Consider the following 25,407-nt stretch of genomic DNA (forward strand, 5'->3'; position numbering starts at 1 on the left):
ATATGTGCAAAGCGATAATGCGTTTTTCAACATAATTCCAATCCGTAAGGTCTTTTGACAAAGCTAGCTATACAGTGCTAGCTTACTCGCGTTTTTAAATGTTCCTTTTTTTTATAGCAAGCAACAAAAAGCTGCGCAAGCAATTTTCTAATATTTTTTTACAAGAGTGTAACAATATGAACATCCTTAAGGAGCAAAAGACTAAATATCAAACTTCAGCTTTTTCTTTGGTATTTGGTTTATTTTTCGCATCATTTGGCAGCAAAGTCTATGCAAATGATCAACAGCAAACGTTGGTCTTAGTCGGCGGATCTTTGACCACCTGCTCAAGTATGAGCCCTAAAAACTGTCTTTCTAATAAACAGATTAGTGGCAAACAAACTAATCAATATCGATTAAATAATGATGCTTTATCTGCAATAAAGACAAATTGGCCAACCAAGAATAAAAAAAATCGTCAGCAAACGCTTAAGGTATTAGCACAGATTGCACGTGAAAAGTCAGGCGTGATCACCAAAAGTGATATTTTATGGGCATGGCGTGATTTAGATAACAAGTTACTAAACGAACTCACTGATTCAGAATACAACTTTGTCATAGACTCACTTGAAGTCGCTGTATTAAATACAGATTCTACCCGCCAAAAAGAGCAGGTTAGTACAAGTGATAATAACGAACGTGCAGCCAATGATATTTTAGACTTTGTTGCTGCTTCATTAAAAACAACCACCGAATCACCAACAATTTTAGCGGTAACGGCTTCAAGCAGAGACCCATATGAATCAGCTGACTTTTATGAAGGGCTATTAGACTCTACTGGTGTAGAATCAAGCTGGTTACCTCTAACCCCCGCCTTAGCAAAAGCGATTACCAGTAAGCAATGTGAGAGTTTGGATTCTTTACGCACTGACTCTATCGGCGTTTTTAATCGTGAGACAATTTACCCTGATCGAATTAAGGCCGAAAAAGCGCTTTGTGATAAAGGGGTCGATCATTTAGTTAAACTGATTGAAAACGCGACGGGGATCATGTTTAACGGTGGCGATCAGAGTTTAACCAGAAAAGTACTGTTTGATGATAACGGTAAGCAATATCCTTGGACTCACGCAATTTTACAAAGACCATTACTTGTTGGCACAAGCGCAGGTACAGCGGTGCAAAGTGGTGGTAAAAATGCCTACGGCACAGTGCCGATGATTTCAAATGGTACAAGTTTAGCGGCAATGCGAGAAGGCTCGTTTGCGGTGTCTGCGCCGAGTGAGCGCTGTGAAAATGAATGCGGTGATAAGATTTCGGCTGATAGTCTTACCTATGAAAAACAAGGTGGACTTGGCAGCTTTACTTATGGTGTTCTTGATACACACTTTAGCGAGCGCAACAGAACAATGCGTTTGGCAAGATTACTAGCAGATACCGGGCAACAGCATGGCTTTGGCATTGATGAGACCACCGCCCTTGTATCAATTCGAGCTGGTGAAACCGCACTAATGACGGTGATTGGTAAAAGCGGTGTCGTGCATGTTAAATCTGACGCTAAAAACAACGGAGCAATCAGTTATTGGCCTGCTGGTGCAGTTATTGATGTAACAAAGGATGGTTTTACTCTAGCTAAACGAACTGTTGATAATGCACTCCCTAGTATTAAAATTCCGCCACTGCCAATGCAGCGTTTTGGCACTATTTTTTCAGATGCTAAATTACGTTCGCTTGTACAAGCTATGTGTTTAACTCAAGAACAACAAGCAGTCGCTCAGCACGATGAGTTTTTATTGGACTTAAATGCCACTGACAATACTCATTATTACCGTGTAAACACCAGTAGTACAGGCTGTGCGGTAGAAAACTTAGCTTTTAAAGTTAAGACATTTTAACGATGTAAGGTACTGAAAAAGTAGTGGATTATTTGTTCATTATTAGTTAGCGTAAGACTAATAATGAACAAACCATGGAATGGGGTTATGAAATATAACGTACTACTTTTATTTATTTTTGGCTGTTTATTTGCCTATTTATCTATACCAGTCATAGGTTATGGCTCGGCTATTGCGATTCCAACCGAAGTACTTTCAACCCTTTATGACTTGTCACCTAACTTTGCTTTATCAATGGTTGATATCGTTACTTTAGGTCTTCCTTTATTAGCGTTACTCTTAGTATTTTTACTCATTAGTAAGTCCCTGTACCTTAAAGATAAAGCGTATTCATACTTTATATTGCTGACACCATTTTTAGCGCTCCATTTATATTTTGCTGTTAACACCTTTTCTGCAAATATTGATAACAACACTTTACTGACTAGTTTGCCTAAGTATGTATTACTAGTGCTATTTGTTGCGCTTTTTTCTACGCATAAAAAACCAAGTTTTAGTTGATGTAAGTCATACGCGAAACTTCAACATATAAGCTAATCTGTAATTAATCAGTGAACGAAGTTGGTAACACAATGAAAAAATTACTGCTATTAACAAGTGGGGGTGATTGCCCTGGGCTCAATGGGGTGATCAGAGCGGTGGTTAAAGCAGCCGAACATGATGGCAATTGGCAGGTGTATGGTAGCCGAAGAGCATATTGTGGTGTGCTTGAAAAGCCAAATGATATTATACACTTAACCAGTGAAGTAGTGGCGGGTATTCATGTTCGTGGTGGAACAATTCTCGAAACTGTTAATAAAGGGAATCCTACCGCATTTCCTGCTGAAATAGCGGGTGAACAAGTGTTTATAGACCGCTCTGATGAGTTAATCAGTATTATTAAGCAACTTGGTTTTGATGCCGTTATAAATATTGGTGGTGATGGTTCACATAGGGTATCTCAGCACTTATTTGAACATGGCTTAAATATCGTAGGCGTGCCAAAAACTATTGATAATGACTTATATGGCACTGATTACACAATTGGTTTTCAGACTGCTGTCGATACAGCCACCGAAGCCATTGATCGTTTAATACCAACAGCGCAAAGTCATAACCGAGTGATTGTGACTGAAGTAATGGGGCGCGATGCCGGTTGGATTTGTTTGCACTCTGCTATTGCAGCTGGCGCAGAAGTCGCACTTATTCCAGAGATTCCTTACGATATTGAAGCTATTAAAGCCAAACTAACATCACGATTTGATAAAGGCCATGGATTTGCCAACATTGTCATTTCAGAAGGAGCAAAACCTGTTGCTGGTGGTGTTGTTAGTAAACAATCAAATGAACTTGGTTACGAAAACCCAGTGCTTGGTGGCATTGCTGAGCAGCTTGCTTCACAAATACGTGTGGCGCTAGAGCTTGATGTAAGAGTAACCGTATTAGGGCATATTCAACGTGGAGGCACACCTAATGCGTTTGATAGGGTGCTTGCGGCAGAGTTTGGGGTGCAAGCATTCGAGCTTGTTAAGAAAGGCCAGTTTGGTTTTATTCCTGTCAGTAAAGACGGTGAAATTAAACCAATCAGTTTAAAAGAAGCTACTTCTGAATATCGCGTCATCCCTCTAGAACATTCTTTAATTGCAAGTGCCCGCGCAATGGGCATGTGTTTAGGCGAATAATCTGCGAATTGATATAACTTCAATTCGCATAACTAATAGTTTTAAAACAACTTTCTCAGTTACGTTCGTAATAATTCAATTAGCAATTTATTTATTGCACAAAATTCATGCGTTAAAGCAAGCATTTTATTTAATGTAAAGTTCTTTAAAGATGGTTGATCTGTGCCTTTTTTAGTTTAGAATGATCGTTCACTCTAAACTAAGGAACTACACATGCAGCGCTCTCGCATTCCATTTTTTGCAGTGTCAGCTTTGGCTGGTGCTGTTTTATTATCAGGCTGCGGCCAATCAGAATCGGCTCAAGGGCAAACGCAGGCAGCTCAAGCTGTTCCTGTAGGCGTTATTGAGATGCAAAGCAAACCACTTACACTAACTAAAGAATTACCGGGTCGAGTGGCTGCTTCACGTATTGCGCAAATTCGTCCGCAGGTTAACGGTATTATTCAGTCTCGTATGTTTGTTGAAGGTGCTGAGGTTGAAAAAGGCCAAGCTTTATATCAGATTGACCCATCTACATTTGAAGCTGAAGTAGCAACTAGTAAAGCCGCTATTACTAAAGCTCAAGCAAGTATTGCAAATGCCAAAGCAAAAGCAGAACGCTATAAAGAGCTATTGAGCATCAAAGCAGTAAGCCAACAAGATTACGACGAAGCTGATGCAGCATACAAAGGTGCAAAAGCTGACTTACTGACAGCTCAAGCGCAGCTTAAAACCGCTGAAATCAATTTAAACTACAGCAAAGTGTTAGCGCCAATTAGTGGCCAAATTGGTAAATCAGATGTCACTGCCGGTGCCCTTGTGAGTGCAAATCAAGCAACTGCATTAGCAACCATTACTCAATTAGACCCAATCTATGTTGATTTAACCCAGTCAAGCAGTGAACTAACACGTTTGAAAAAAGCCATTGCTGCGGGTGATCTTGATAAAGATGCCGCTTTACATTCAAAAGTTGAATTAAAGATGGAAGACGGCAGTACTTATCAACATAAAGGTACATTGCAATTCTCTGAAGTGACTGTTGATCCAAGCACAGGCTCAGTAACCTTACGTGCTGAATTTCCTAACCCTGAAAAATTACTGCTGCCTGGTATGTATGTTCGTGCAGTGATTGTTGAAGGTGTGAAAAGTGATGCGATTTTAGCACCACAACGTGGCGTTAGCAGAAACACAAAAGGTGAGCCTACTGCCATGGTTGTAAGCAAAGACAATACCGTAGAAGCACGTGTGCTTAAAACTGATCGTACTGTTGGTTCAAACTGGTTAGTGACAGATGGCCTAAACAGTGGCGATAAGTTAATTGTTGAAGGTTTACAGAAAATCCGCCCAGGTGCACCAGTCAATGCAATGCCTGCAGAATCAGCAGCTAACAGCCAGTAACGGAGAAACTTAATGTCACGATTTTTTATTGATCGGCCCATATTTGCGTGGGTGCTTGCTATCGTTGTGATGCTGGCAGGTATCTTAGCAATTAGAAGTTTGCCGGTTGCGCAGTATCCATCAATTGCACCACCTGCAATTAGTATTCAAGCCACATACCCTGGTGCGTCGGCCCGTACTCTAGAAGATACGGTTACACAGGTTATTGAACAAAAAATGAAAGGGCTAGATGGCTTGCTCTACATGTCTTCAACCTCTGAGTCTAACGGCTCAGCGACGTTAACCTTAACCTTTAGTGCAGATACAGACCCTGATATCGCACAGGTTCAAGTACAAAACAAATTGTCGCTTGCAACACCGTTATTACCAGAAGAAGTACAACGTCAAGGTGTCTCGGTTGCAAAATCCGCTCGTAACTTCTTAATGGTTGTAGGCTTTGTATCTGAAGACGGCAGTATGAACAACATCGATATCGGTGATTATGTTTCATCAAACGTGCTTGATATTATCTCGCGTGTAAACGGTGTCGGTGAAGTGCAGCTGTTTGGCTCTCAATATGCAATGCGTATTTGGTTAGACCCAGCTAAATTACTGAAGTACTCATTAACTCCTGCTGATATTAGTGCTGCAATCAGTGCTCAAAATGCACAAGTTTCAGCAGGTCAATTAGGTGCGTTGCCAGCAGTAAGTGGCCAACAATTAAATGCAACGGTAACTGCACAAAGCCGCTTACAAACACCTGAGCAATTTAGAAATATTTTTGTAAAAACCAATGCTGATGGTTCAGTTGTTCGTTTAAGTGATGTTGCTGATGTTGAATTAGGTGGTGAAAACTACGGTGTTGTTGCGCGTTTTAACGGCAAACCGGCATCAGGTTTAGGTGTTAAGCTTGCCAGTGGTGCTAATGCACTTGATACAGCTGATGGCGTAAAAGCGGCCCTTGCTGAACTTGAGCCTTTCTTCCCTGAAGGTTTAACAACGGTTGTTCCTTACGATACGACGCCATTCGTCTCACTTTCGATTGAAAAAGTTGTCAGCACTCTAATCGAAGCTGTTGTGCTGGTGTTCTTGGTCATGTACTTATTCTTACAGAACTTCAGAGCAACACTTATTCCGACTATTGCAGTACCTGTTGTATTGCTAGGTACGTTTGCTATCTTGCAAGTGTTTGGCTTCTCAATTAATACCTTAACCATGTTTGCGATGGTACTTGCCATTGGTCTACTTGTAGATGATGCAATCGTCGTGGTTGAAAACGTTGAACGTGTAATGACCGAAGAGAACTTATCTCCTCTTGAGGCAACACGTAAATCAATGGATGAAATCAAAGGTGCCCTTGTTGGTATTGCGATGGTGCTGTCGGCAGTATTCGTGCCTATGGCGTTCTTCCCTGGCTCAACAGGGGTTATTTATCGTCAGTTCTCAATTACCTTGGTAACTGCGATGAGTTTATCAGTACTTGTTGCATTGATTTTAACACCTGCTTTGTGTGCGACAATGCTTAAACCAAGTCATGTACATAACGATAAATCTTTATTTGGTCGTTTCTTCCTTGGCTTTAACCGTGGTTTTGACAGAACGAACTCGGGTACACAAGGTTTTGTGTCTCGCATGATCAAGCACAGTAAACGCTATTTACTTATTTACGGTTTAATCGTGGGTGGCATGGTGTTTATTTTCTCACAATTACCATCGGCATTCTTACCAGATGAAGACCAAGGTATTTTGTTTAACCAAGTAAGCTTACCTGCCGGTGCAACAACAGAGCAAACTTTAAAAGTTGTTGAAAAGATGGAACATCACTTCTTAGAAGAGCAATCAGAAGCGGTTAAGTCTATCTTTACGGTAACAGGTTTCAGCTTTGCAGGTTCTGGTCAAAACGCGGCAATCGGCTTTGTGGGTTTAAAACACTGGGATGAACGTCAGCGTCCTGATCTAACCGTCGGTGCGGTTGCGGGTAAAGCCATGGGATACTTCTCAACGATTAAAGAAGCGTTCGTATTTGCTTTCCCACCTCCTGCGGTTGTTGAGCTTGGTACTGCAAACGGTTTCACCTTGTTCTTACAAGATAGGGTTGGTCTAGGTCACGAAAAACTACTTGAAGCACGTAACATGTTTTTAGGTATGGCTGCACAAAACCCGGTGTTATCAGGTGTGCGCCCGAATGGTCAAGAAGATAAACCTGAGCTAGAGCTTGACATTGATTTAGCGAAAGCCGAAGCATTAGGTCTTACTCAAGCAGATATCAATAATACGTTATCAACGGCTTGGGGTAGTAGCTATGTAAATGACTTTATTGACCGTGGTCGTGTGAAAAAAGTGTACTTACAAGGTACGCCTGAATCACGCATGGTGCCAGAAGACTTAGATGAGTGGTATGTACGTAACGCCAATGGTGACATGGTGCCATTTACAGCCTTTGCTCACTCTTATTGGACATATGGCTCACCGCGTCTTGAGCGTTATAACGGCTTTTCAGCGATGGAAATCCAAGGTGCGGCTGCACCCGGCTACAGTACAGGTCAAGCGATGGCTGAAGTTGAGAAAATGGTTAAGAAGTTACCACCGGGTGTATCGTTCGAATGGACAGGTATTTCATATGAAGAACGTTTAAGTGGTGGTCAAGCGCCATTACTTTATGCACTTTCATTGTTGGTTGTATTCCTATGTTTAGCGGCGTTATATGAGAGCTGGTCAGTTCCTGCAGCAGTTATGCTTATTGTACCGCTTGGTGTATTTGGTGCGTCGATTGCGTCATTTGTATTTAATTTATCAAACGATATTTATCTCCAAGTGGGTCTCTTAACCACCATAGGTCTGGCATCAAAAAATGCCATCTTAATTGTAGAGTTTGCTATTCATAAAATGGATGAAGGTATGAAACTTGTCGATGCCGCGGTAGCAGCTATTCGTCTACGTTTACGTCCAATCTTTATGACATCAATGGCATTTGTGTGTGGTGTACTACCATTGGCAATTGCATCAAGTGCAGGCTCAGGTGCACAAAACGCACTAGGTATTGCTGTTATTGGCGGTACTCTTGCGTCATCGACAATTGTGGTAATTTTTGTGCCGCTGTTCTTTGTACTGGTGCGCCGAGTATTCCCAGGCAAAACAAAATCAACTAATGAGGAGCAGGCATAATGAAAGCTAAACTTATCTCAGTGTCTGTTGCTGCACTGATGTTATCTGCATGTAATATGGCGCCAGATATGGAGCAACGTGAATTACCCGTTGCTCAAAACTATGATATCCAAGGTACAGCGGGTGATATAAATGCGCTCAATTGGCAGTCATTTTTCAGTAATGCGCAACTTCAACAGTTGATTGCGCTCACACTTGAAAACAACAAAGATATTAAAACTGCTGCACTGAATGTGCAGCAGGTTAGAGCAATGTATCAGATTGAAGATTCAGCGCTTTACCCAAGCATTGATTTGAATGCATCGGGTACGCGTCAGCGTCTTCCGGCAGATTTATCTGGTACTGGTCAAGCAACTATCTCTGAAAACTATACAGCAACTGTAGGCTTAACCGCTTACGAAATTGATCTTTGGGGCAAAGTACGCAACCAATCAGAGCAAGCATTACAAAACCTATATTCGGCTGAATACAGTTTAACCAGTGTACGCATTAGTTTGATCTCCGAATTAGTGAATGCATGGCTTAACTATGCGACGGATAAAGAGCTTTTGGCACTTGCAAACGAGACTTTGAAGTCTCAGCAGGAGTCTTTAGAGCTAACTCGTAAGACATTTGCTCTAGGTGCTGCTTCTCAGTTAACGCTATCGCAACTTGAAAGCACAGTAGCAACCGCTAAAGTCGATATTGCAAACTATCAGCGTTTACTAAAGCGAGATAAAAATGCCCTCGATTTTCTAGTAGGTAAAACCGTCACTGCAGATTTATTACCAAGTGAAAGTATAGATGATGTACTTAGTTTGCCTGATGTGCCAGTAGGGTTACCGTCTGAGCTATTGACTCAGCGACCTGATATCAAAGCTGCAGAGCATGATTTATTGGCTGCCAATGCAAACATTGGTGTGGCAAAAGCAGCATTCTATCCAAGCATCAGTTTAACCGCGAATGCGGGGACAGCTTCAGCTGACTTGAGTAATCTTTTTGACTCAGGCTCAGGTACTTGGAGCTTTGTGCCTTCGGTAAACTTGCCTATTTTTAATATGGGTCGTAATCAAGCCAATCTTGATGTTGCAAAAGCACAACAAGAAATGGCAATAACCAGTTACGAGCAAACCATTCAACAGGCATTTAAAGAAGTCTCAGATGCCCTTGCTGACCGTGAAGGTTATATGCATCAGCTAGATGCCCTTAATGACTTGTATCAAAGTAATGAGCTATCTTTTACTTTATCGGATGCACGTTTTCAAAAGGGCGCAGACAGCTACTTGCAAGTATTGGACGCACAACGAAATTGGTACAGTGCAGGACAACAGTTAATTTTGGGTAAGCAAGCGTATCTAGCGAGCCAAATTAATTTGTATAAAGCACTAGGTGGCGGCTGGAACGCACAAAAAACTGTGCAATAAATCAGCAAAAGCATAATTTATTTAAGGTTTTGCAGGTTCTTAGTTGTTTTGACTCTCCTCAAAGATTAAGATCCTGTAAACCTTGTTTAAATTAAAGTTAACCCTAGTCAGTAAAGCTTGGAGAAACCATGACGCAAAAAACGAAAAGACACAATGATCCTGCGCTTGCTGAGGCAAGACGTAATCAAGTGCTTTGTGCCGCAGCGGATTGTTTTCGACGTAAGGGTTATCATGGCGCGGGAATGGCCGAAATTTCTAAAACCGCGGGTATGAGTGCTGGTCATATCTACAATTACTTCGCCAGTAAAGAAGCAATTATAGAATCGATTGTTGAGCGTGATATGGAAGAAATGTTCTCAATCTTTAAAGAGTTTGCTGATAAACCCGGCGATCGTGTCACTGTATTACTTGATGGTCTAGGCAGAGGCGTTGAGCGCCATACCGATTTGAATCAAGGTGCGCTTGATTTAGAAATGCTCGCCGAAGCTGCTCGTAATGAAAAAGTGGCTAACTTATTACGTGAGTCAGATAGCCACGCTCGTGACTCTATGCGTGAATTATTAGTGGGTGAAAGAGGGCCATTACAAGGCACAGCACTTGAAGAAGTCAACGCCCGTATTGAAGTCATGTTTTCTGTGATGGGCGGCTTGTTACTGCGTAAAATGCTCAACCCAGATTTAGATATTCATGAGTTACTTAAAGCGCTACGTCCAACAATGAAAACCTTGTTGTTACCCTTTGAATAAAGCGCTTATTAAAAGCGCTCTATAGACCATTGGATTGCCATAATGGCAATTAGCACTGAGCCTGCTGGCATAATAGCTTTTTTGTACCAAGTGTTATTTCTAAGTAGCATTAGCAGTGGTAAACAGATTGCTAAAATAACCAGTTGACCAATCTCAACCCCTAAATTAAAGGCTAAAATACTCATTAGTTGGTATTCATTTGATAAACCAAGCTCACCTAAAACACTCGCAAACCCCATACCGTGTAATAGACCAAAACAGAATGTGATCCAGCCTAAACGCACTATCATTGGCCAAATATTATTTATTGCAGCAAATAATACAGAAAGCGCGATACCTAATTCTACCCATCGGGTGTTTGGCGATATGATATTCATAGCAGTCGCTGTGAGGGTAATTGAGTGAGCAAGTGTAAAAGCGGTGATGATCCAAGCTGTATCAATTAGAATTTGTTTTTTAGACTCGACACGTTGCCACTCGCCTTGCTTACGAACTAACACACAGCCCAGTAATAGCGCGATTAAAAACAAGATATGATCGGTGCCCATCCAAATATGTAATATGCCTTGATGTACATATTCAATAAACGTTGTGGTGAAGCTTTGCTCATTAAAGTTTATAACTTGTTTTGGCGTATTTTGTTCAAATACGCGGCTTGATTTAGCAATGGCAGCAATTGCTTGATGATGCTCATCTATATCAAATAGGGTAGTGTAATTAACCGTTATAGAACTATCAGATGGACAATCAACTTGTAGTGGCACATGGATATACGACTGATTAAAGTGGTTATCTATACTAAGTGCACCATCAAACGTGACCTGACAGTTTTGACTTTGTTGTAACACATTAAAATGGCTATTTAGATAGTCTAATACTGCTTGCTGATGTGATGTAATTTCATACCATGTAATTACATTATCCTGATTTTTATCGAAGCTGAGCGCTTTATCGAGATCATTCACCGAGGCTTGCCAAGAGCCTACTAGTGATAGCTTATTGCTCGTTTGTTGTTCTAAATTTAGATAAGCGGTGCTTTGCTGGTGGGCGTGACAGATAGAGCTAAAAATTAATAGAAATAGCGTAAACAACAACGACTTTTTCATTTTTATTCCTAAGATAATACAAGGAGACGAGTCTAATACTCGATTTACCGCCTATTTTTTAAGGCGGATATAAAAAGAGGCTGTCAGTATAGCAATTACAAAGGTTTATCTACTAGGTCATTTATCTTAGAAATACTGGCTTTGCTCGTATTTATAAATTGTTTCTACGCTTTGAAAGATTAGTTAGCATCGAGTACAGCTGTATAAATAATTTCACTTGGGCTACCTGATTGTGATCCGCCAATTGGCTCACGGCTTATTGCAAGTAAAGTGATATTTTGTGGTTTAAATAATGCGTTTCGGGCAATTTCTTTGCTATCTGTTTTTGGCAATAAAGCAATAGGGATGGCGCTCGGGTGGCCTTTTAAACGGATCCACAACTGGTAATCATAATCAGTTTGTAAACTCATGCCACTAGCCGCTTTAAGTAAAATACTGTGATGGCTTATTTCTAAATTCCAAACTGGATTATTTGCTGAGTCATAAAACGTTACCGAGTGAGTGATTTTATCACTAAACGACTCTTGCGGTTGCCAAGTAATTAATACCAACACAATACAGACCGCTGTTGCAATAGCAGCCCAAGCCTTAAATATTCCAAAGTTAGGGTCTTTTGCTTTCTTCTGTGTTGGTAACAAAAGTGGGTCAATCCGTTTTGTTATTTTATCCCAAACTTGCTGATCAGGTGGGTTAGATTCAATCGCGTTTTCTAGGTTTTTTATATGTCTTTGCCATAGTGAGGTTGCGTATCGGGCTCGAGGAGAAGTGCGCATTAAGCGGCTAAATCTATCTCGGGCATGGCCATGTAAAGTGCCTAAAACATATTCTGCTGCAAGTAAATTAAGTAGCGTTTGGTCATCGTATTTCATAACGAATTAGGCTCGGGTTGATTTAAATTTTTAACGAAAACTCTACTAAAAACCTGTGATTATTAGCATGGCTTTTAACTTAGACTAGCAGGGAAAGAGTAGTTGGCAAATCTATCCAATTGTTTCTATGTAAATTATTGTAAGTTATTCATAAAATAGTGAAAAAATGTCCTAAACTAAATTAGTAAGCTTTTTTATAAATGCTAAGTTACTGATTTTAAATAGCCAGTAGGGGTAATTTAACGGCTTTTACTGGAGTGAAACTTGCAACGTGTTATGCAATTAGAATAACAAGGAGTGATTATGTGGGCAGCATTTAGTTACTTAGCTTTAGCGATTGTATTTATAATTGCGGCTATTCGGGTAGAAACTGTTTACTTTGCGCTGTTTTTTTATTGGACGGCTTTGTCGTTGCTATTGGTGAGTGGCGCATACTTTTTTAATATCGCACGTATTTTCAGAAAACGTGAAAATGGCGTTATTCCTATCTATATTCGTTGGGCTTTTATTCCATTTTTATTGGGTGCACAACTTTACAATGCTTGGTCGAGAAAACACGACAAAGTGCCACCATTACAACAAATTAATGAGCATTTATTTTTAGCCTGTCGTTTATTTCCTTCAGATATAGACACCATGAAAGAAATGGGTATTACAGCTATTTTAGATGTAACTTGCGAGTTTGATGGCCTTGAATGGTCTTCTACGCAAGAGAATATTCGTTATTTAAATATCCCTGTTCTTGATCATAGCGTGCCAACACGCGCGCAACTACACCAAGCGATTAATTGGATTGACCATCAAGTAAAAGCAGATAGACGTGTCGTAGTTCATTGCGCTTTAGGGCGTGGCCGTTCAGTATTTGTGATGGCAGCTTACTTACTTAGCCAAAACAAAGATGCCGATGTCCACCAAGTACTCGCACAAATTAAAGAGACACGAGAAACTGCAAATTTAAACAAGCGCCAGCTGCGTCATCTTGTGCGTCGCCATCGAAGAGGTGACTTACTAATCAAAAATAAAGCTGTGCTCATTGCTAATCCTGTTTCTGGCACAAAACTGTGGGAAGCTAAACGTAAGCAAATTACCTCTCGTTTGTCTGAGTATTACGATTTAACTGTTTACACCACGTCAGAACAGGTAAATGGTACTGAGTTGGCCAATGAAGCACTTGAATTGAACCCTGATGTAGTCATCGCCTGTGGTGGCGATGGCACAGTAACAGAGGTTGCAAGTGTACTTGTAAATACAGAGTGTAAACTGGGTATCATTCCTTTAGGTACTGCCAATGCGCTCGCTCATGTGTTGATGGGTATACAATCGAAGCTTATTCCTATTGAGCAGGCTTGTGAGCTGATAATTGAAGGGCAGGCGAGTCGGATAGATACCGCTGTATGTAATGGCGAGCGTATGTTATTACTTGCAGGAATTGGTTTTGAACAAAAGATGATTGAAAAAGCCCATCGTGATGCTAAAAATGAGTCTGGGCAATTAGCTTATTTACAAGGGTTTTGGCAAGCATTAGGTGAACATGAAGCTCAAGACTACGTTGTTACTCTTGATAATAACGATGAGCAAACAATCAATACCACCAGTTTAATCATCGCCAACGCCGCACCATTTACTACCTTACTTGCTCAATCTGCAGGGCAGCCAGATCATCAAGATGGTTTACTTGATGTAAATTGGCTAACACCTAGTGCCGATTCTAAAGCGAGTACCTTAAGCATTGCGGAATTAGTGTTCTCGAGCATTACGCAAACTAGTTTTGCCATTAACAGTCACCACACAAATGCTAAACGAGTAACAGTAAGCGCAGAAAAAGGATTGAGCTATGTTATTGATGGTGAGGTGAAAACCGCAGATAAACTAGAGGTGGAGATATCACCGAAATCGCTTTCGGTGATTGTAGCTGCTGAAGATTAAGTGGTTACTTTTTGATGCTTTTCCATTGGAATATGCCATCATCAGCTTGGTCATTATTGATAAAGGTATCAATATATAACTGCTCTACTTTTTCTCGTGCCCAAGGGGTCTTTCGTAAAAATTTAAGGCTCGACTTCACACTTGGGTCATTTTGAAAGCAGCGTACGTCTACGTGCGCTGCCATACCTTGCCAACCAAGTTTTTCTTCAAGTTTAGTAACGATGTCGGCTAGTTTAACGCCATGTAACGGATTATTTGGTTGATTGTCCATGATAAATCTTAGGTTATTTGCAACCGCGCAATAGTACCCTATCTGTGCGTTTTAAGCTAATTGACGTGAATCGTTTTCGCTTGTTTAGGGTAAATAATCTCGCCATTAGCATTTAGTCTGAGCCAAGCCAAATCACTGTTTGAAAAATTAGGCTGTTTAGCAGTGCAAATTAACCTAATATCGCCAACGGCAATATACGCGCCTTCGGTATAGCGTTTATTTTCATACCAACACACTTTTTGATTGTTTAATGCCTCTTGACCATCAAGCACGATTAGTGGTTTTTCCTTTGCTAGTGCTTGGTTTAGAAACCCTAAAGTAAACAAAGTACTTAACAGTAAAATTTTCTTTAACAAAATACGCCTCCCGTTGGGCAGATCTGTATAACTACACTAAGCTTATGACAAGGAATAAATAATAAAAAGGTGAACACATGCAATTTGATAAAAATATGATCGACGAACTAACCCTGCTTGCAAAATTTCCTCGCAACTCTCAAATGCAGGGAATTAAAATTCATTCCGATGCCGAAAGTTCAATTAAAGATGCAGCAAAACGTCTTTATGATAAAGGTATTACAGATAGTCCTGATGGGGGCTACTTAACCGACTTAGGCCTCGATTTAATTAACCATGTGAGTGTGATTAACTCAGCACTTAGATAAAATATAAAAAAGGCCCGAAGTGTTCGGGCCTTTTTAACTACAAATCTTAAAGCTTAAATTGCATCTGGCTGATTTTGTGGTGCAGCATCAATAAAGGCATCAAGTTTATTACATTGCTCATATACCGCAGCAATTTTAGGGTACTTGGTCATATCAACTTTAAAGCGCAAGGCATTAAATACTTGCGGCACTAAGCACACATCAGCAAGCGTTGGTTTGTTGCCCACACAAAAAGTGTTCGCTTCATCAAGTAGTTTTTCGATACTCTCAAAGCCCACTTCTACCCAATGCTTATACCAGGTCGTTTTTGCTTCTTCATCAACACCAAGATCGTTAGCTAAGTACTTTAATACACGCAAATTATCGATAGGGTGGATATCGCACGCTACGGCATAACATAAATTACGGATCTGAGCTTTTTGCCATGCATCACCAGTCAACAAAGGTGTTTCTGGATGAGTTTCTTCTAGCCACTCTAAAATAGCCAGCGATTGCGCAAGCAATCCTTGCTCAGTTTCAAGTGCTGGCAATAACCCTTGTGGGTTCTTAGTTAGGTACTCGTCGCTTTGTTGCTCTGATTTTAATAAATTAACCGTCACTAACTCGTGATCAATGTTCTTTAAATTAAGCGCAATGCGAACTCGGTATGCAGCTGATGAACGAAAATAGCTATAAAGTTTCATTATACGTCCTGTTTACCTGTGAAATGTTTTTTAATAGTGCGCCAACAATCTGTGTAGTTAGGCTGACGCTCTTTACCTTCAAGGGCATATTTAGTTGGTGAAATAACGTAACGCGATTCGAACATAAATGCCAAAGTGTTTTCGTAGCGTTGTGGTTCAAGCTCAGCATTTGATGCTTTTTCGAATACATCTGCTTCTGGACCATGTGGCGACATACAGTTATGTAAACTAGAACCACCTGGTACAAAGCCATGTTCTTTGGCATCGTACACACCTTCGATTAAGCCCATAAACTCACTCATAATATTACGGTGGTAATAAGGTGGGCGGAATGTGTTCTCAGCCACCATCCAACGTGGAGGGAAGATAGCAAAATCGATATTAGCGACACCTTCTGTACCCGATGGTGATGTTAATACAGTAAAGATTGATGGATCTGGGTGATCGTAACTTACTGTATTCATAACATTGAATCGAGCAAGGTCATACTTGTAAGGTGCACTGTTACCCGTCCAAGCAACCACATCTAATGGCGAGTGGCCAATATCACAACGGAACATATTGCCATTGAATTTAGCAACGAGTTCAAAATCACCTTCAATATCTTCGAAAGCCGCTACAGGGTAGTGGAAGTCACGGTCATTAGCATAACCATTGGCACCCACTGGGCCGCGCTCTGGTAAAATATAGGCATGGCCATAGTTTTCACAGATGTAGCCTCGTGCTGTATCGGTGAGCAAATCAACTGCGAACTTAATGCCACGAGGAATTACGGCAATTTCTCCTGCACGAACGGTTAGTTGCCCGCACTCGGTTCTAAGTAATAGCTCACCTTGTTGCGGCACAAATAACATTTCACCATCAGCATTATAAAAGTAACGGTGTTGCATTGATTTATTAGCGACATAAATATGAATACCAATACCTGTTTGTGCATTGGCACTGCCGTTGGCAGCCATAGTGACTAAACCATCTATAAAATCAGTTGGCTGTGCTGGAATTTCAATTGGATCCCAACGTAACATTGTCGGTGGTGTTGGCACTTCTGTAATAGGAGCGGTACGAATAAGGCCATTATCAATTGGCGTGTAATCACCTTGTATTACTGACGGGCGAATGCGGTAAAACCAAGTACGACGGTTATCAGCACGGGGGGCTGTAAATGCCGTTGTGCTGAACTGCTCTGCATATAAATCGTATTTAACTTTTTGCGGGCTGAATTGACCGATAGGTAATGCACCGGATAATGCTTCGGTTTCAAATTCATTACCAAAGCCTGTCATATATTGTAATTCGTTATTCATCACTAGACTCCTGAAAGGTTTTAGGTAAGATACTCTCATGTGAGACTAAATTCAAACTACACTGAATTTACTTGTGTAAATATTCTTTGACAGTAGTGCAGCCATGACGACAGATAATCAAACAACGCTCGATTTAAAACAGTTCTTACCTTATTCATTAACCAATATTGCAATGCAAATGAGTGAGCAGTTTAGTGAGCTATATCAACAGCAGTTCGATTTAACCGTGCCACAATGGCGTATAATTGCGAATTTGGCCCAATATGGCGAGCGTACTGCCAAAGAATTATGTGATATGGCACAAATGGATAAATCAACGGTGTCTCGTGCAGTAAAGTCGCTATTGACCAGAAACCTTATAATAGCCAAAGAAAACCCTAAGGATAAACGCGCAAATTTATTATCACTATCCGTTGAGGGGAACCGTTTGCATGAACAAATTGTGCCATTAGCAAACGAGTGGCAAGCCGGTTTAGTGAGTGACTTAGATAGCCAAGAACTTAAACAATTTATGAACACTCTTAGTAAGCTTTCCAATCACTTAAATAAAAATGTGTAATTCTGTAATCAAGGCTTTATAGCAATTGATTTAGACAATCGATACGTATATGATAATGGCTATCATTTACAATTAGAAACTTGGATGTCCCCCTATGAAATTAGCGTTAAACACCGTTAAAACACTAGGTCTTAGCCTAGTATTAGCATCTACTTTTATTGCCCAACCTGTATTGGCAAATGGCCCAATTGGTGAGCACGTTAATCATCTAAAAGAAAATTTAAAAGATTACTCAGAAGACGTTGAGTGGATGATCGGTAAAGTTGACACCATGGTTACCGATTATGAAACAAAAGGCGCAAAAGCAGTTAAAAGCGATGATTTAATTGAATACTGGGAATCAGTAAAGTTTCACAGTGCGATTGAAACGAATTATGTACCGGTTTATGCATCAATCTGGCAAGGCATTTATGGTATCAAAATGGCCATTGATGACAAAAAACCAGCAAGCGAAGTACGTGAGCACCAAAAGGCCTTAAATGCTGCCTTGTGGCAGGGTCTTGGAGCTGTTAAACTTGCTGCCGACTTCCAGCAAAAAGGCTTATTAAAAGCTGTAAAAGCAACTGCTTCTGAAACAATGACGCAAAGCGCTACTATCGATGAGATCAAACATAAATTAGACCGTGTTGTTGCAAAATACGCAGAACGTTTAAGCGATGAAGCAACGCAAATTGTACATGATACTTACCTTCACTTATTCGAAGGTGTTGAAGGTACACTTATCGAAAAAGATGCGAAGTTAGTAGAAGTTCTCGAAAAAGATTTTAACGTAACCCTGCCTAAAGCTATTTCTGACAAAGGGTCTGTTGACCAAGTACGTGCAGTGGTTGTTGATATGCAAGAAAAACTAGATCGCGCTAAGGTGTTACTAGAAGAAGCCGAAAAAGCACGTAAGGATGTATTTTAGTGAAGCGTAGGACCTTTATTCAAGGCCTGGCTGCGTTTGGGGTAGTGGGCGCAATGCCACTACCTCTTTCTCGTGCCTTTGCAGCCTCTGCTGCAAGCCCAATTTCAGTGAAAGACTTACCGGCCCTAGAGGGTGACTTAACCTTATATTTAGGCCGTGGTGAAGGTGGTTTGTACGAAAACGTACTGCAATCAATCCAAAAGAAAAACCCAAAACTTAATTTATCTATTCGTCGAGGCCCAACTGCTGCACTTGCCAACATGATTGTGGCTGAAGCGAAAGCGGGTGTTAAACGTGCTGATTTATTTTGGGCCGTTGACTCAGGCGCGATTGGCTTAGTAACAGACGCAGGTTTAGCTAAACCGCTACCAAGTGACTTAGAAGCGCAATTACAACCGCAGTTCCGCTATCCGGGCTGGGCACCTGTAACAGGTCGTATTCGTACATTGCCTTATAATACTAAGCGTTTATCAAAAGATCAGATCCCAGATAGTATTATGGCAATTGCTGATAGCGATTTATCAATTGGTTGGGCACCGGCTTATGCATCATTCCAATCATTTGTCACGGCAATGCGTATTCTTGAAGGTGAAGATAAAACGGCTAAATGGCTTAAGAAAGTTCAAAAACGTTCGAAAACCTATGCCGGAGAGCTTGGCGTAGTGATGGCCGTTGAACGTGGTGAAGTGGATATTGGTTTTGCAAACCATTATTACACGTTACGTCTTAAATCAGGTAAACCAGATGCAAACCTTGATCTTGCTTTTACCAATCAAGATGCCGGTTGTTTAGTTAATGCATCAGGTGTGTTATCGCTGACAGATAACCCGAACGCAATGAACTTTATGCGCTACTTACTAAGTTCAGAAGTACAAAGCTACTTAGCACGTGAAGCCTACGAAATTCCATTGATCCAAGGTATTGATCAGCCAGCTGGATTACCAGCCTTAACGGATGTGTCACCGCCGAAAATCGATTTAACTCAATTGGCAGATTTAAGGCCAACCCTCGACCTTATGCGCAGTAGCGGTGTTTTATAATGCGCATACCTGCTTCTTATCCCATGGCGCTGCTTGCAGCGCTTTTGGCGTTAGTGCCAGTTTATATTCTGATCACTTTAGCAAGTGATGCGACGGCTGTTTTTGATAGTCACAATTTAAAAATTCTAGGTAACACTTTATCACTTATGGTGTTAACTGTTTTAGGCTCTATTTTAATTGGCGTGCCTCTGGCGTTTATTAGTGCCTATGTTCAACTTCCTTTTAAAAAGCTTTGGCTTGTTTTGTTTGCAGCTCCACTTGCTATTCCAAGCTATATTGGTGCGTTTACTTTATATGCAGCTTTTGGCCCCGGTGGTGAAATTAATCAGCTGTTAGGCTTTGAAACTCCGCCTATGTATGGCTTAACGGGTGCTGCCATTGTAATGACGCTGTACACGTTTCCATTTGTAATGCTAACAACGCGTTCGTCTTTACTTAGTCTAGATGCCAGCATGGTAAACGCGGCTCGCACTTTAGGTATGTCGATGCCAATGAGTGTGTTTAAAGTCATATTACCGCGTGTAATAAACGGTATTGCGGCGGGTTCATTACTGGTTGCACTTTATACTCTGTCCGATTTTGGTACACCGGCAATGATGCGCTTAGATACCTTTACTCGCGTGATCTATGTTGAATATAACGCCTTTGGTCTAAGCCGAGCAGCGATGTTATCGCTACAATTAATGGTGATTGTAGGCTTTTTACTGTTCATCGAATCACAAATTAAAACTGCTTCTGAGCGCCACGGTAGACCGCTAATGTTATTTCCATCTAACGGGCAAAAGTTAGCAATGTTAGTGACTTTTCTACCGGTTTTATTACTTGCAATTTGTTTACCGTTAGCTATTTTTACCCTTTGGCTTGCCCGCGATGGTGTTGCTGATTTTGATTTCAGCATTGCGTGGAACTCAGCATATGCATCTGGCATTGCTGCTATTGTCGCTGTTGTGGTTGCTGTGCCTGTAGCTCATGCTGCCTTAAGTGGTAAAGTAGGGCGCATTATGGAACGGGTTACTTATTTCGGATTTGGTATCCCGGGTATAGTGATGGGTACTGCACTTGTTTATGGTGGCCTGCAATTACCGCTTTTATACCAAACTCTGGCATTATTAGTTATTGCCTACGTGCTACGCTTTTTACCGCTGGCAGTTGGCTCTGTGCGTACAAGTACAGAACACTTAGACTCGAGTTTAATCAAATCGGCACGTGTATTAGGTGCCAGCCCTCGTGAAGCATTTATGCGTATTACCTTGCCTTTAACACTACGCGGTATCATTGCTGGTGCAGCCTTGGTATTTTTAGAATCAATGAGAGAGCTTGAAGCGACCTTGTTACTTGGCCCAACAGGCTTTGAAACACTATCAACCTATTTATGGCGAGTTTATGAAGCAGGTTATTTCGGTCGCGCAGCCATTCCTGGGCTCTTGTTAGTAGTGATATCAGCATGTGGCTTAGCTATAATGCTCTCAGGCGAAAAGCGCAGTCAATTAGAACATTAAGGATCAGTTTAATGCTATCAGTTAGTAAGCTGTCTATCGATTATGGTAGCAATCGTGTGGTAAGTGAACTTAACTTATCACTAGGGGAAAGTGAGATCCTCATGCTAGTTGGTCCAACTGGCTGTGGTAAAAGTACAATTTTACAAGCGTTAGCTGGGCTTATACCTATCAGTGAAGGCGAAATTAATTTAGGCTCATGGCGAGCTACCCCAAAGTTAAAAGTTCCACCAGAAAAACGTAAAGTGGGTATGGTATTTCAAGACTTTGCGTTATTCCCGCATTTAACAGTGCAGCAAAATATTTGCTTTAGATTAACCGATACCTCAAAAGCTGATCATTGGATTAAGTTACTGGGTCTTGAAGCATTTCGTGATAAAAAGCCCGCTACTTTATCGGGTGGTCAAAAGCAGCGTGTAGCACTTGCCCGTACATTAGCTCACGAACCAGACTTTGTATTGCTTGACGAGCCGTTATCAAACTTAGATGCAGCTTTAAAAGACACCCTTCGTTGGGATATTCGTAATGCATTAAAAGATGCGGGAGTACCTGCTATTTGGGTAACTCATGACCAAGAAGAAGCCTTATCTGTCGGTGACCGTGTTGGCGTACTTAAAGAAGGCATTATTCAGCAAATCGATACTCCTGAACGCTGTTTTAGCTTACCAAGCAATCGCTTTGTAGCGCGCTTCTTAGGTGAAGCAAGTTTCATTGCCGGTAATTGTGAAGGTGATATTGCCACAACTGATTTAGGTAATGCACCAGCGATTAGGGTTGATCATGATACTGCAAAAGTTGATGTATTACTTCGCCCTGATGATATTCACCTTATTCAAAATGCAGCTACTAGCAACGGTAAAGTGACTTGGGTTCGTTATGAAGGTGGCAGCCGTTTATGCGCTGTAAAATTAGCGTGTGATACTGTAGTGACAAGCCGTGTTAGCCATGAAGTGATGGTACGCCCAGGTGATGCAGTGCATGTATCTATTAATACAACACATCCACTTGCGGTTTACGCAGCTTAAATAAAAATATCTTTGCAGGTCTCATTGGCCTGCATTTTTTAGAAAGCTTTCAGCTGTCAGCCATCAGACGCAAATAAAATCTGCTACCTAGCAACTTGCTAACTTTCCCCTAGTAGCTTTACTCTCGTAACTAGCAACTCGTTAACTTCTCCAAAACGTAAAAAGCCCGCCAGTAGGGGCGGGCTTTTGTTTTATAACAAGGTTAACTCGTTATTAGAATGTGTAACGTACACCTACACGCATTTCCCAAACTGATGCACCGCTTTGAGTTGCAGTTTTACCATTGTTAGGGCTGAAGTCAGAGTATACGTAACGACCTTGGTCATCGATTGATGTTTTGATCATACGGTTACCAACGAAGTTACCTTTCTTAAGTACGCCCCAGTCATCATTTAACATATTTGTTAAGTTATCGATAACGAAGAATACTTCACCTTTGTGACCAGGCATGAAACCAGGTAACTCTTGAGTCATCTTGAAGTTAACTTTAGTGAACCAATCAGCATTTTGGCTGTTACGACCAACGATTTCACCACGTTCAAGGCCTTGAGCAGAAATCCACTCATTGAACTCAGTTACTTCTTCTGGTGTCATGTCATAAACAACGTTAGGGTCATTCACTTCTGGGATATACATTAGCTGACGGCTGCGGTTTGAGTTGCTATCACCCCAAACACTGTCGCTACCGTTATATGTATAGCTGTAAGGAAGACCTTTGAATGTTTCGCTGAATAGGTTGAAACGAGTGTTGTAACCATCAAACAATTCAGTTGTGTAGCCTAATGTCATAGTAAAGCGGTGCGGGATCTCGTAATCAGATGTGTGTGCACCTGGATTAGTAGGATCGTAAGTCGCCATGTTACCGTAGTTTGAGCTAGCTACCGAGCTAGTCATAGGGTTAACGTCTGTTGAGTCAGTGTAAGCATATGCTAGTTGTACGCTAATACCGTTATCAAAACGCTTGCTCATTGCAGCAGAAATGATGTGAGACTCACCACTGTCACCACTTACGTTTGTAAGTAATAAGTCACCGCTACGGCCTTCGATAGATTCAAGAATTGGACGACCATCAAATGTAGTGTTACCAGAATCTTGTAACGCGATGTCCTGTAAGATTGCAGCATCTTTACGTTTAGTGAATAAGTAATCTAGAGAGAATACGTACTCATCTTCAGTTGTGTATGTTGCACCTACTGAGTATTTCCACTCTGATGGCATTTCGAAATCTGGGTCAACAGCATTTACAGACGAGTCACCTGCACCAATTGTTGTATTAGCAACTTCATCATACATTTCTTGAGGTACTTCGTAACCTGGAGTACCACCGTTTACTGTTGGAGTATTAAATAAATCTACACCAGCACGGAAAGTACCAATGTTTGTAATACCGTCGTTTGAGTATGAGTTAGATAACCATACGTTCGGGTTACCACCTGAGAATAGGCCAACACCTGCACGTACTTCTAATGCATCAGTTGCGTACCATTCAAAGCCAACACGTGGTTGAATTAAATCGATGCCGTCGAATGTACCTTGGTTGCTGAAACCGTATCGGTTAGTGAAGTTTTCATTGTAGTTAGGTGTGTCGTCACTTGTGTATTTGTCGTAACGTAGACCAAACGTTAATGTAGCATCTAAATCTGTGAAGCTGTACTCATCTTGAACGTATAATGTATGTTGAGCGTATGAGAAACTTGCAGCAGCATCTGTTGGATCGTTTGTACCAGCAGCATTGTTATAATAAATACGTGCAGCTTGGCCTGCTTCAAAATCATCTACAGAATCAAAACGCCACTCACCTTGAGTGTGCTGAACGAATTGGTTAAATACGTCTAGCTTTTCATACTCATAACCACCAGTAATCGTGTGTTGATCAAGGTAATAAGTACCTGCAAGTTTTACAGTCGTTGTTTCGTAGTCTAGGTCGTTTGATTGACGAGAGTCATCAGGACCAATGAAGATAGTACCGCCGTCAGCAGTATCGATTTGCATTTCACCAAAGCTGCTGGCTGCATCTAAAGATTGTACCGTTGCATCTAGCTCTGATTTACCAATACGAACTTCAGTAGAGAAGCTGTCTGACCAATCTGAGTATAATGAACCGATGATTGATGTAAACTCAGCACCTTGCTTATAGAAGTGGTTGTCTAAAGCTACTGTATCGCTATAAGCATCTGATTGAGATAGCGTGAAAGCGTCATTGTAGTTGTAGATTAAGTTTGCACGGTGATCGTCATTGATGTTCCAGTCAAGTTTAACTAAGATTTTTTCATCTTCAACTGGTGCGCTTGATGGCATGCCACCTGCGTCATAACCGTAAACGTCTTGTGCGATTTGTTGTACACGAGCAACGTCTGCAGCTGAAACACTACCTGTATTTAAACCGCCGTATTCGTACTGTTTAACACCTTCAACTTTCTCATAAGATGTGAATAAGAAAAGATTATCTTTGATTAGTGGTAAACCTACGTTGAAGCCGTAACGTTTTTCAGTGTAATCACCGTTGTCGTAGTCTTCACCTTCAATTTTATCGCCTTTCATTGAATCATTTGTGTAATCGAAGAAAACACCGCCGTGTACTTCGTTACCACCTGATTTAGTAACAGCGTTGATGTTACATGATGTGAAACCACCATATTGTACATCAAAAGGTGCTAGCTCAACTGCAACTTGCTCGATTGAATCGAAAGAGAAAGGAGCACCGATAGTTGGGTAACCATTTGAGCTTAAACCGAAGTTATCGTTCATACGAACGCCGTCAAGCGTTAAGCTGTTAAAACGTGGGTTACCACCACCACAGTTGATTGAACCGCGGCTATCATCGATTGTTACACGTGGGTCGATACGGATGATATCTTTTAAGTCACGGTTGATAGCTGGTTGGTTTTCTAAATCTTCAAGTGTGAACGTTGCAGCAGGGCCTGTACCACCAGACATACGGCTGATAGGACGACCAGTAACTACGATTTGTTCTACATCAGATTGTCTCTCTAACGTAACATTAACTGGGTAGTCAGCACCAACTTGTAGGTTGATGTTGTTGAATGTTTGATCTGCGAATACGTCAGAATCTACAACAACGCGGTAAGGACCACCTACACGTAGGCCTTTTGCTGTGAAGTAACCCGCATCGTTCGTTTCAGTTTCTTTAGTTGAACCTGAAGGTAAGTGAACGATAGTAATCTTAGTGCCTGCAGCAGGGTTGCCGCTAGGACCTTTGATTTGACCCTTGATAGCAGATGTTGTTTCATTTGCTAACGCTGCACCACTCACACCAACACATGCTGCAATAGCAAGTGATAGAGCTGTTTTGCGGAGTTGGATTTTCATTATGTTATTTCCCGTGTTAGAGGTT

At 41.1% G+C, this 25,407-nt stretch carries 21 protein-coding genes; 14 read left to right on the plus strand and 7 right to left on the minus strand.

Going from position 1 to position 25,407, the window contains the following annotated elements:
• Positions 1-176: 176 nt before the first annotated feature.
• The 7 genes from J8Z28_RS17860 (at position 177) to J8Z28_RS17890 (ending at position 10,202) form a co-directional block, all read left to right on the plus strand.
• Positions 177-1,871: a cyanophycinase gene (locus J8Z28_RS17860; RefSeq protein WP_250660650.1), complete on the plus strand. Its 1,695-nt coding sequence runs from the start codon at positions 177-179 to the stop codon at positions 1,869-1,871.
• A gap of 87 nt (positions 1,872-1,958) precedes the next feature.
• The gene (locus J8Z28_RS17865) at positions 1,959-2,372 is read left to right on the plus strand and encodes a hypothetical protein (RefSeq protein ID WP_250660651.1); all 414 of its coding nucleotides are present in this window, start codon (positions 1,959-1,961) and stop codon (positions 2,370-2,372) included.
• A gap of 71 nt (positions 2,373-2,443) precedes the next feature.
• On the plus strand, positions 2,444-3,532 hold the full coding sequence (locus J8Z28_RS17870; protein WP_250660652.1) for a 6-phosphofructokinase: 1,089 nt from the start codon (positions 2,444-2,446) through the stop codon (positions 3,530-3,532).
• 213 nt (positions 3,533-3,745) lie between these two features.
• A complete protein-coding gene (locus tag J8Z28_RS17875; RefSeq protein WP_055198854.1) occupies positions 3,746-4,909 on the plus strand; it encodes an efflux RND transporter periplasmic adaptor subunit in 1,164 nt (387 codons plus the stop codon).
• 12 nt (positions 4,910-4,921) lie between these two features.
• Positions 4,922-8,053, plus strand: coding sequence for an efflux RND transporter permease subunit (locus J8Z28_RS17880; protein WP_054563051.1), 3,132 nt, complete (start codon positions 4,922-4,924; stop codon positions 8,051-8,053).
• Positions 8,053-9,456, plus strand: coding sequence for an efflux transporter outer membrane subunit (locus tag J8Z28_RS17885; protein WP_250660653.1), 1,404 nt, complete (start codon positions 8,053-8,055; stop codon positions 9,454-9,456). The genes J8Z28_RS17880 and J8Z28_RS17885 overlap by 1 nt, the downstream gene beginning before the upstream one ends.
• Positions 9,457-9,584: 128 nt before the next feature.
• Entirely contained in the window at positions 9,585-10,202 is a 618-nt protein-coding gene (locus tag J8Z28_RS17890; protein WP_058584303.1) for a TetR/AcrR family transcriptional regulator, read from the plus strand.
• Between the two features lie 8 nt (positions 10,203-10,210).
• On the opposite strand, the gene J8Z28_RS17895 is transcribed toward J8Z28_RS17890, so the two are convergent.
• Positions 10,211-11,308 carry a HupE/UreJ family protein gene (locus J8Z28_RS17895; protein ID WP_250660654.1) on the minus strand — a complete coding sequence of 366 codons (1,098 nt, stop codon included), beginning with the start codon at positions 11,306-11,308 and terminating at the stop codon, positions 10,211-10,213.
• Between the two features lie 179 nt (positions 11,309-11,487).
• The gene (locus tag J8Z28_RS17900; protein ID WP_058584305.1) at positions 11,488-12,177 is read right to left on the minus strand and encodes an anti-sigma factor; all 690 of its coding nucleotides are present in this window, start codon (positions 12,175-12,177) and stop codon (positions 11,488-11,490) included.
• A gap of 303 nt (positions 12,178-12,480) precedes the next feature.
• Here J8Z28_RS17900 and J8Z28_RS17905 point away from each other — a divergent pair, with 303 nt between their 5' ends.
• Positions 12,481-14,103: a diacylglycerol kinase family protein gene (locus tag J8Z28_RS17905; protein ID WP_250660655.1), complete on the plus strand. Its 1,623-nt coding sequence runs from the start codon at positions 12,481-12,483 to the stop codon at positions 14,101-14,103.
• Positions 14,104-14,107: 4 nt separating this feature from the next.
• On the opposite strand, the gene J8Z28_RS17910 is transcribed toward J8Z28_RS17905, so the two are convergent.
• Both J8Z28_RS17910 and J8Z28_RS17915 read right to left on the minus strand, forming a co-directional pair.
• Complete coding sequence (locus J8Z28_RS17910) at positions 14,108-14,374, minus strand: VF530 family protein (RefSeq protein WP_250660656.1); 267 nt, start codon at positions 14,372-14,374, stop codon at positions 14,108-14,110.
• A gap of 56 nt (positions 14,375-14,430) precedes the next feature.
• On the minus strand, positions 14,431-14,730 hold the full coding sequence (locus J8Z28_RS17915) for a DUF1496 domain-containing protein (RefSeq protein ID WP_250660657.1): 300 nt from the start codon (positions 14,728-14,730) through the stop codon (positions 14,431-14,433).
• Between the two features lie 77 nt (positions 14,731-14,807).
• Between J8Z28_RS17915 and J8Z28_RS17920 the strand changes: the two genes are divergently transcribed.
• Positions 14,808-15,038 carry a TIGR02647 family protein gene (locus tag J8Z28_RS17920; protein WP_054563059.1) on the plus strand — a complete coding sequence of 77 codons (231 nt, stop codon included), beginning with the start codon at positions 14,808-14,810 and terminating at the stop codon, positions 15,036-15,038.
• Positions 15,039-15,091: 53 nt separating this feature from the next.
• On the opposite strand, the gene maiA is transcribed toward J8Z28_RS17920, so the two are convergent.
• Positions 15,092-15,721: a maleylacetoacetate isomerase gene (gene maiA / locus J8Z28_RS17925; RefSeq protein WP_250660658.1), complete on the minus strand. Its 630-nt coding sequence runs from the start codon at positions 15,719-15,721 to the stop codon at positions 15,092-15,094.
• A complete protein-coding gene (gene hmgA, locus J8Z28_RS17930) occupies positions 15,721-17,025 on the minus strand; it encodes a homogentisate 1,2-dioxygenase (RefSeq protein WP_250660659.1) in 1,305 nt (434 codons plus the stop codon). Before hmgA ends, maiA begins: the two co-directional genes overlap by 1 nt.
• 103 nt (positions 17,026-17,128) lie before the next feature.
• On the opposite strand from hmgA, the gene J8Z28_RS17935 reads away from it, so the two are divergent.
• The 5 genes from J8Z28_RS17935 (at position 17,129) to J8Z28_RS17955 (ending at position 22,052) form a co-directional block, all read left to right on the plus strand.
• The gene (locus J8Z28_RS17935) at positions 17,129-17,584 is read left to right on the plus strand and encodes a MarR family winged helix-turn-helix transcriptional regulator (protein ID WP_175081443.1); all 456 of its coding nucleotides are present in this window, start codon (positions 17,129-17,131) and stop codon (positions 17,582-17,584) included.
• A 94-nt stretch (positions 17,585-17,678) separates the two neighbouring features.
• Positions 17,679-18,491, plus strand: a complete 813-nt coding sequence (locus tag J8Z28_RS17940) for a hypothetical protein (protein WP_062565497.1) — start codon at positions 17,679-17,681, stop codon at positions 18,489-18,491.
• On the plus strand, positions 18,491-19,531 hold the full coding sequence (locus J8Z28_RS17945) for an extracellular solute-binding protein (RefSeq protein ID WP_054563064.1): 1,041 nt from the start codon (positions 18,491-18,493) through the stop codon (positions 19,529-19,531). Before J8Z28_RS17940 ends, J8Z28_RS17945 begins: the two co-directional genes overlap by 1 nt.
• Entirely contained in the window at positions 19,531-21,030 is a 1,500-nt protein-coding gene (locus tag J8Z28_RS17950; RefSeq protein WP_054552193.1) for an ABC transporter permease, read from the plus strand. The genes J8Z28_RS17945 and J8Z28_RS17950 overlap by 1 nt, the downstream gene beginning before the upstream one ends.
• Before the next feature lie 11 nt (positions 21,031-21,041).
• Positions 21,042-22,052, plus strand: coding sequence for an ABC transporter ATP-binding protein (locus J8Z28_RS17955; RefSeq protein WP_054563066.1), 1,011 nt, complete (start codon positions 21,042-21,044; stop codon positions 22,050-22,052).
• A 213-nt stretch (positions 22,053-22,265) separates the two neighbouring features.
• Here the strand turns inward: J8Z28_RS17955 and J8Z28_RS17960 are convergent, their stop codons facing one another.
• Positions 22,266-25,382: a TonB-dependent receptor gene (locus J8Z28_RS17960; protein ID WP_250660660.1), complete on the minus strand. Its 3,117-nt coding sequence runs from the start codon at positions 25,380-25,382 to the stop codon at positions 22,266-22,268.
• Positions 25,383-25,407: the final 25 nt, after the last annotated feature.

Source organism: Pseudoalteromonas sp. SCSIO 43088 (genome assembly GCF_023650795.1).
GTDB lineage: Bacteria > Pseudomonadota > Gammaproteobacteria > Enterobacterales > Alteromonadaceae > Pseudoalteromonas > Pseudoalteromonas shioyasakiensis.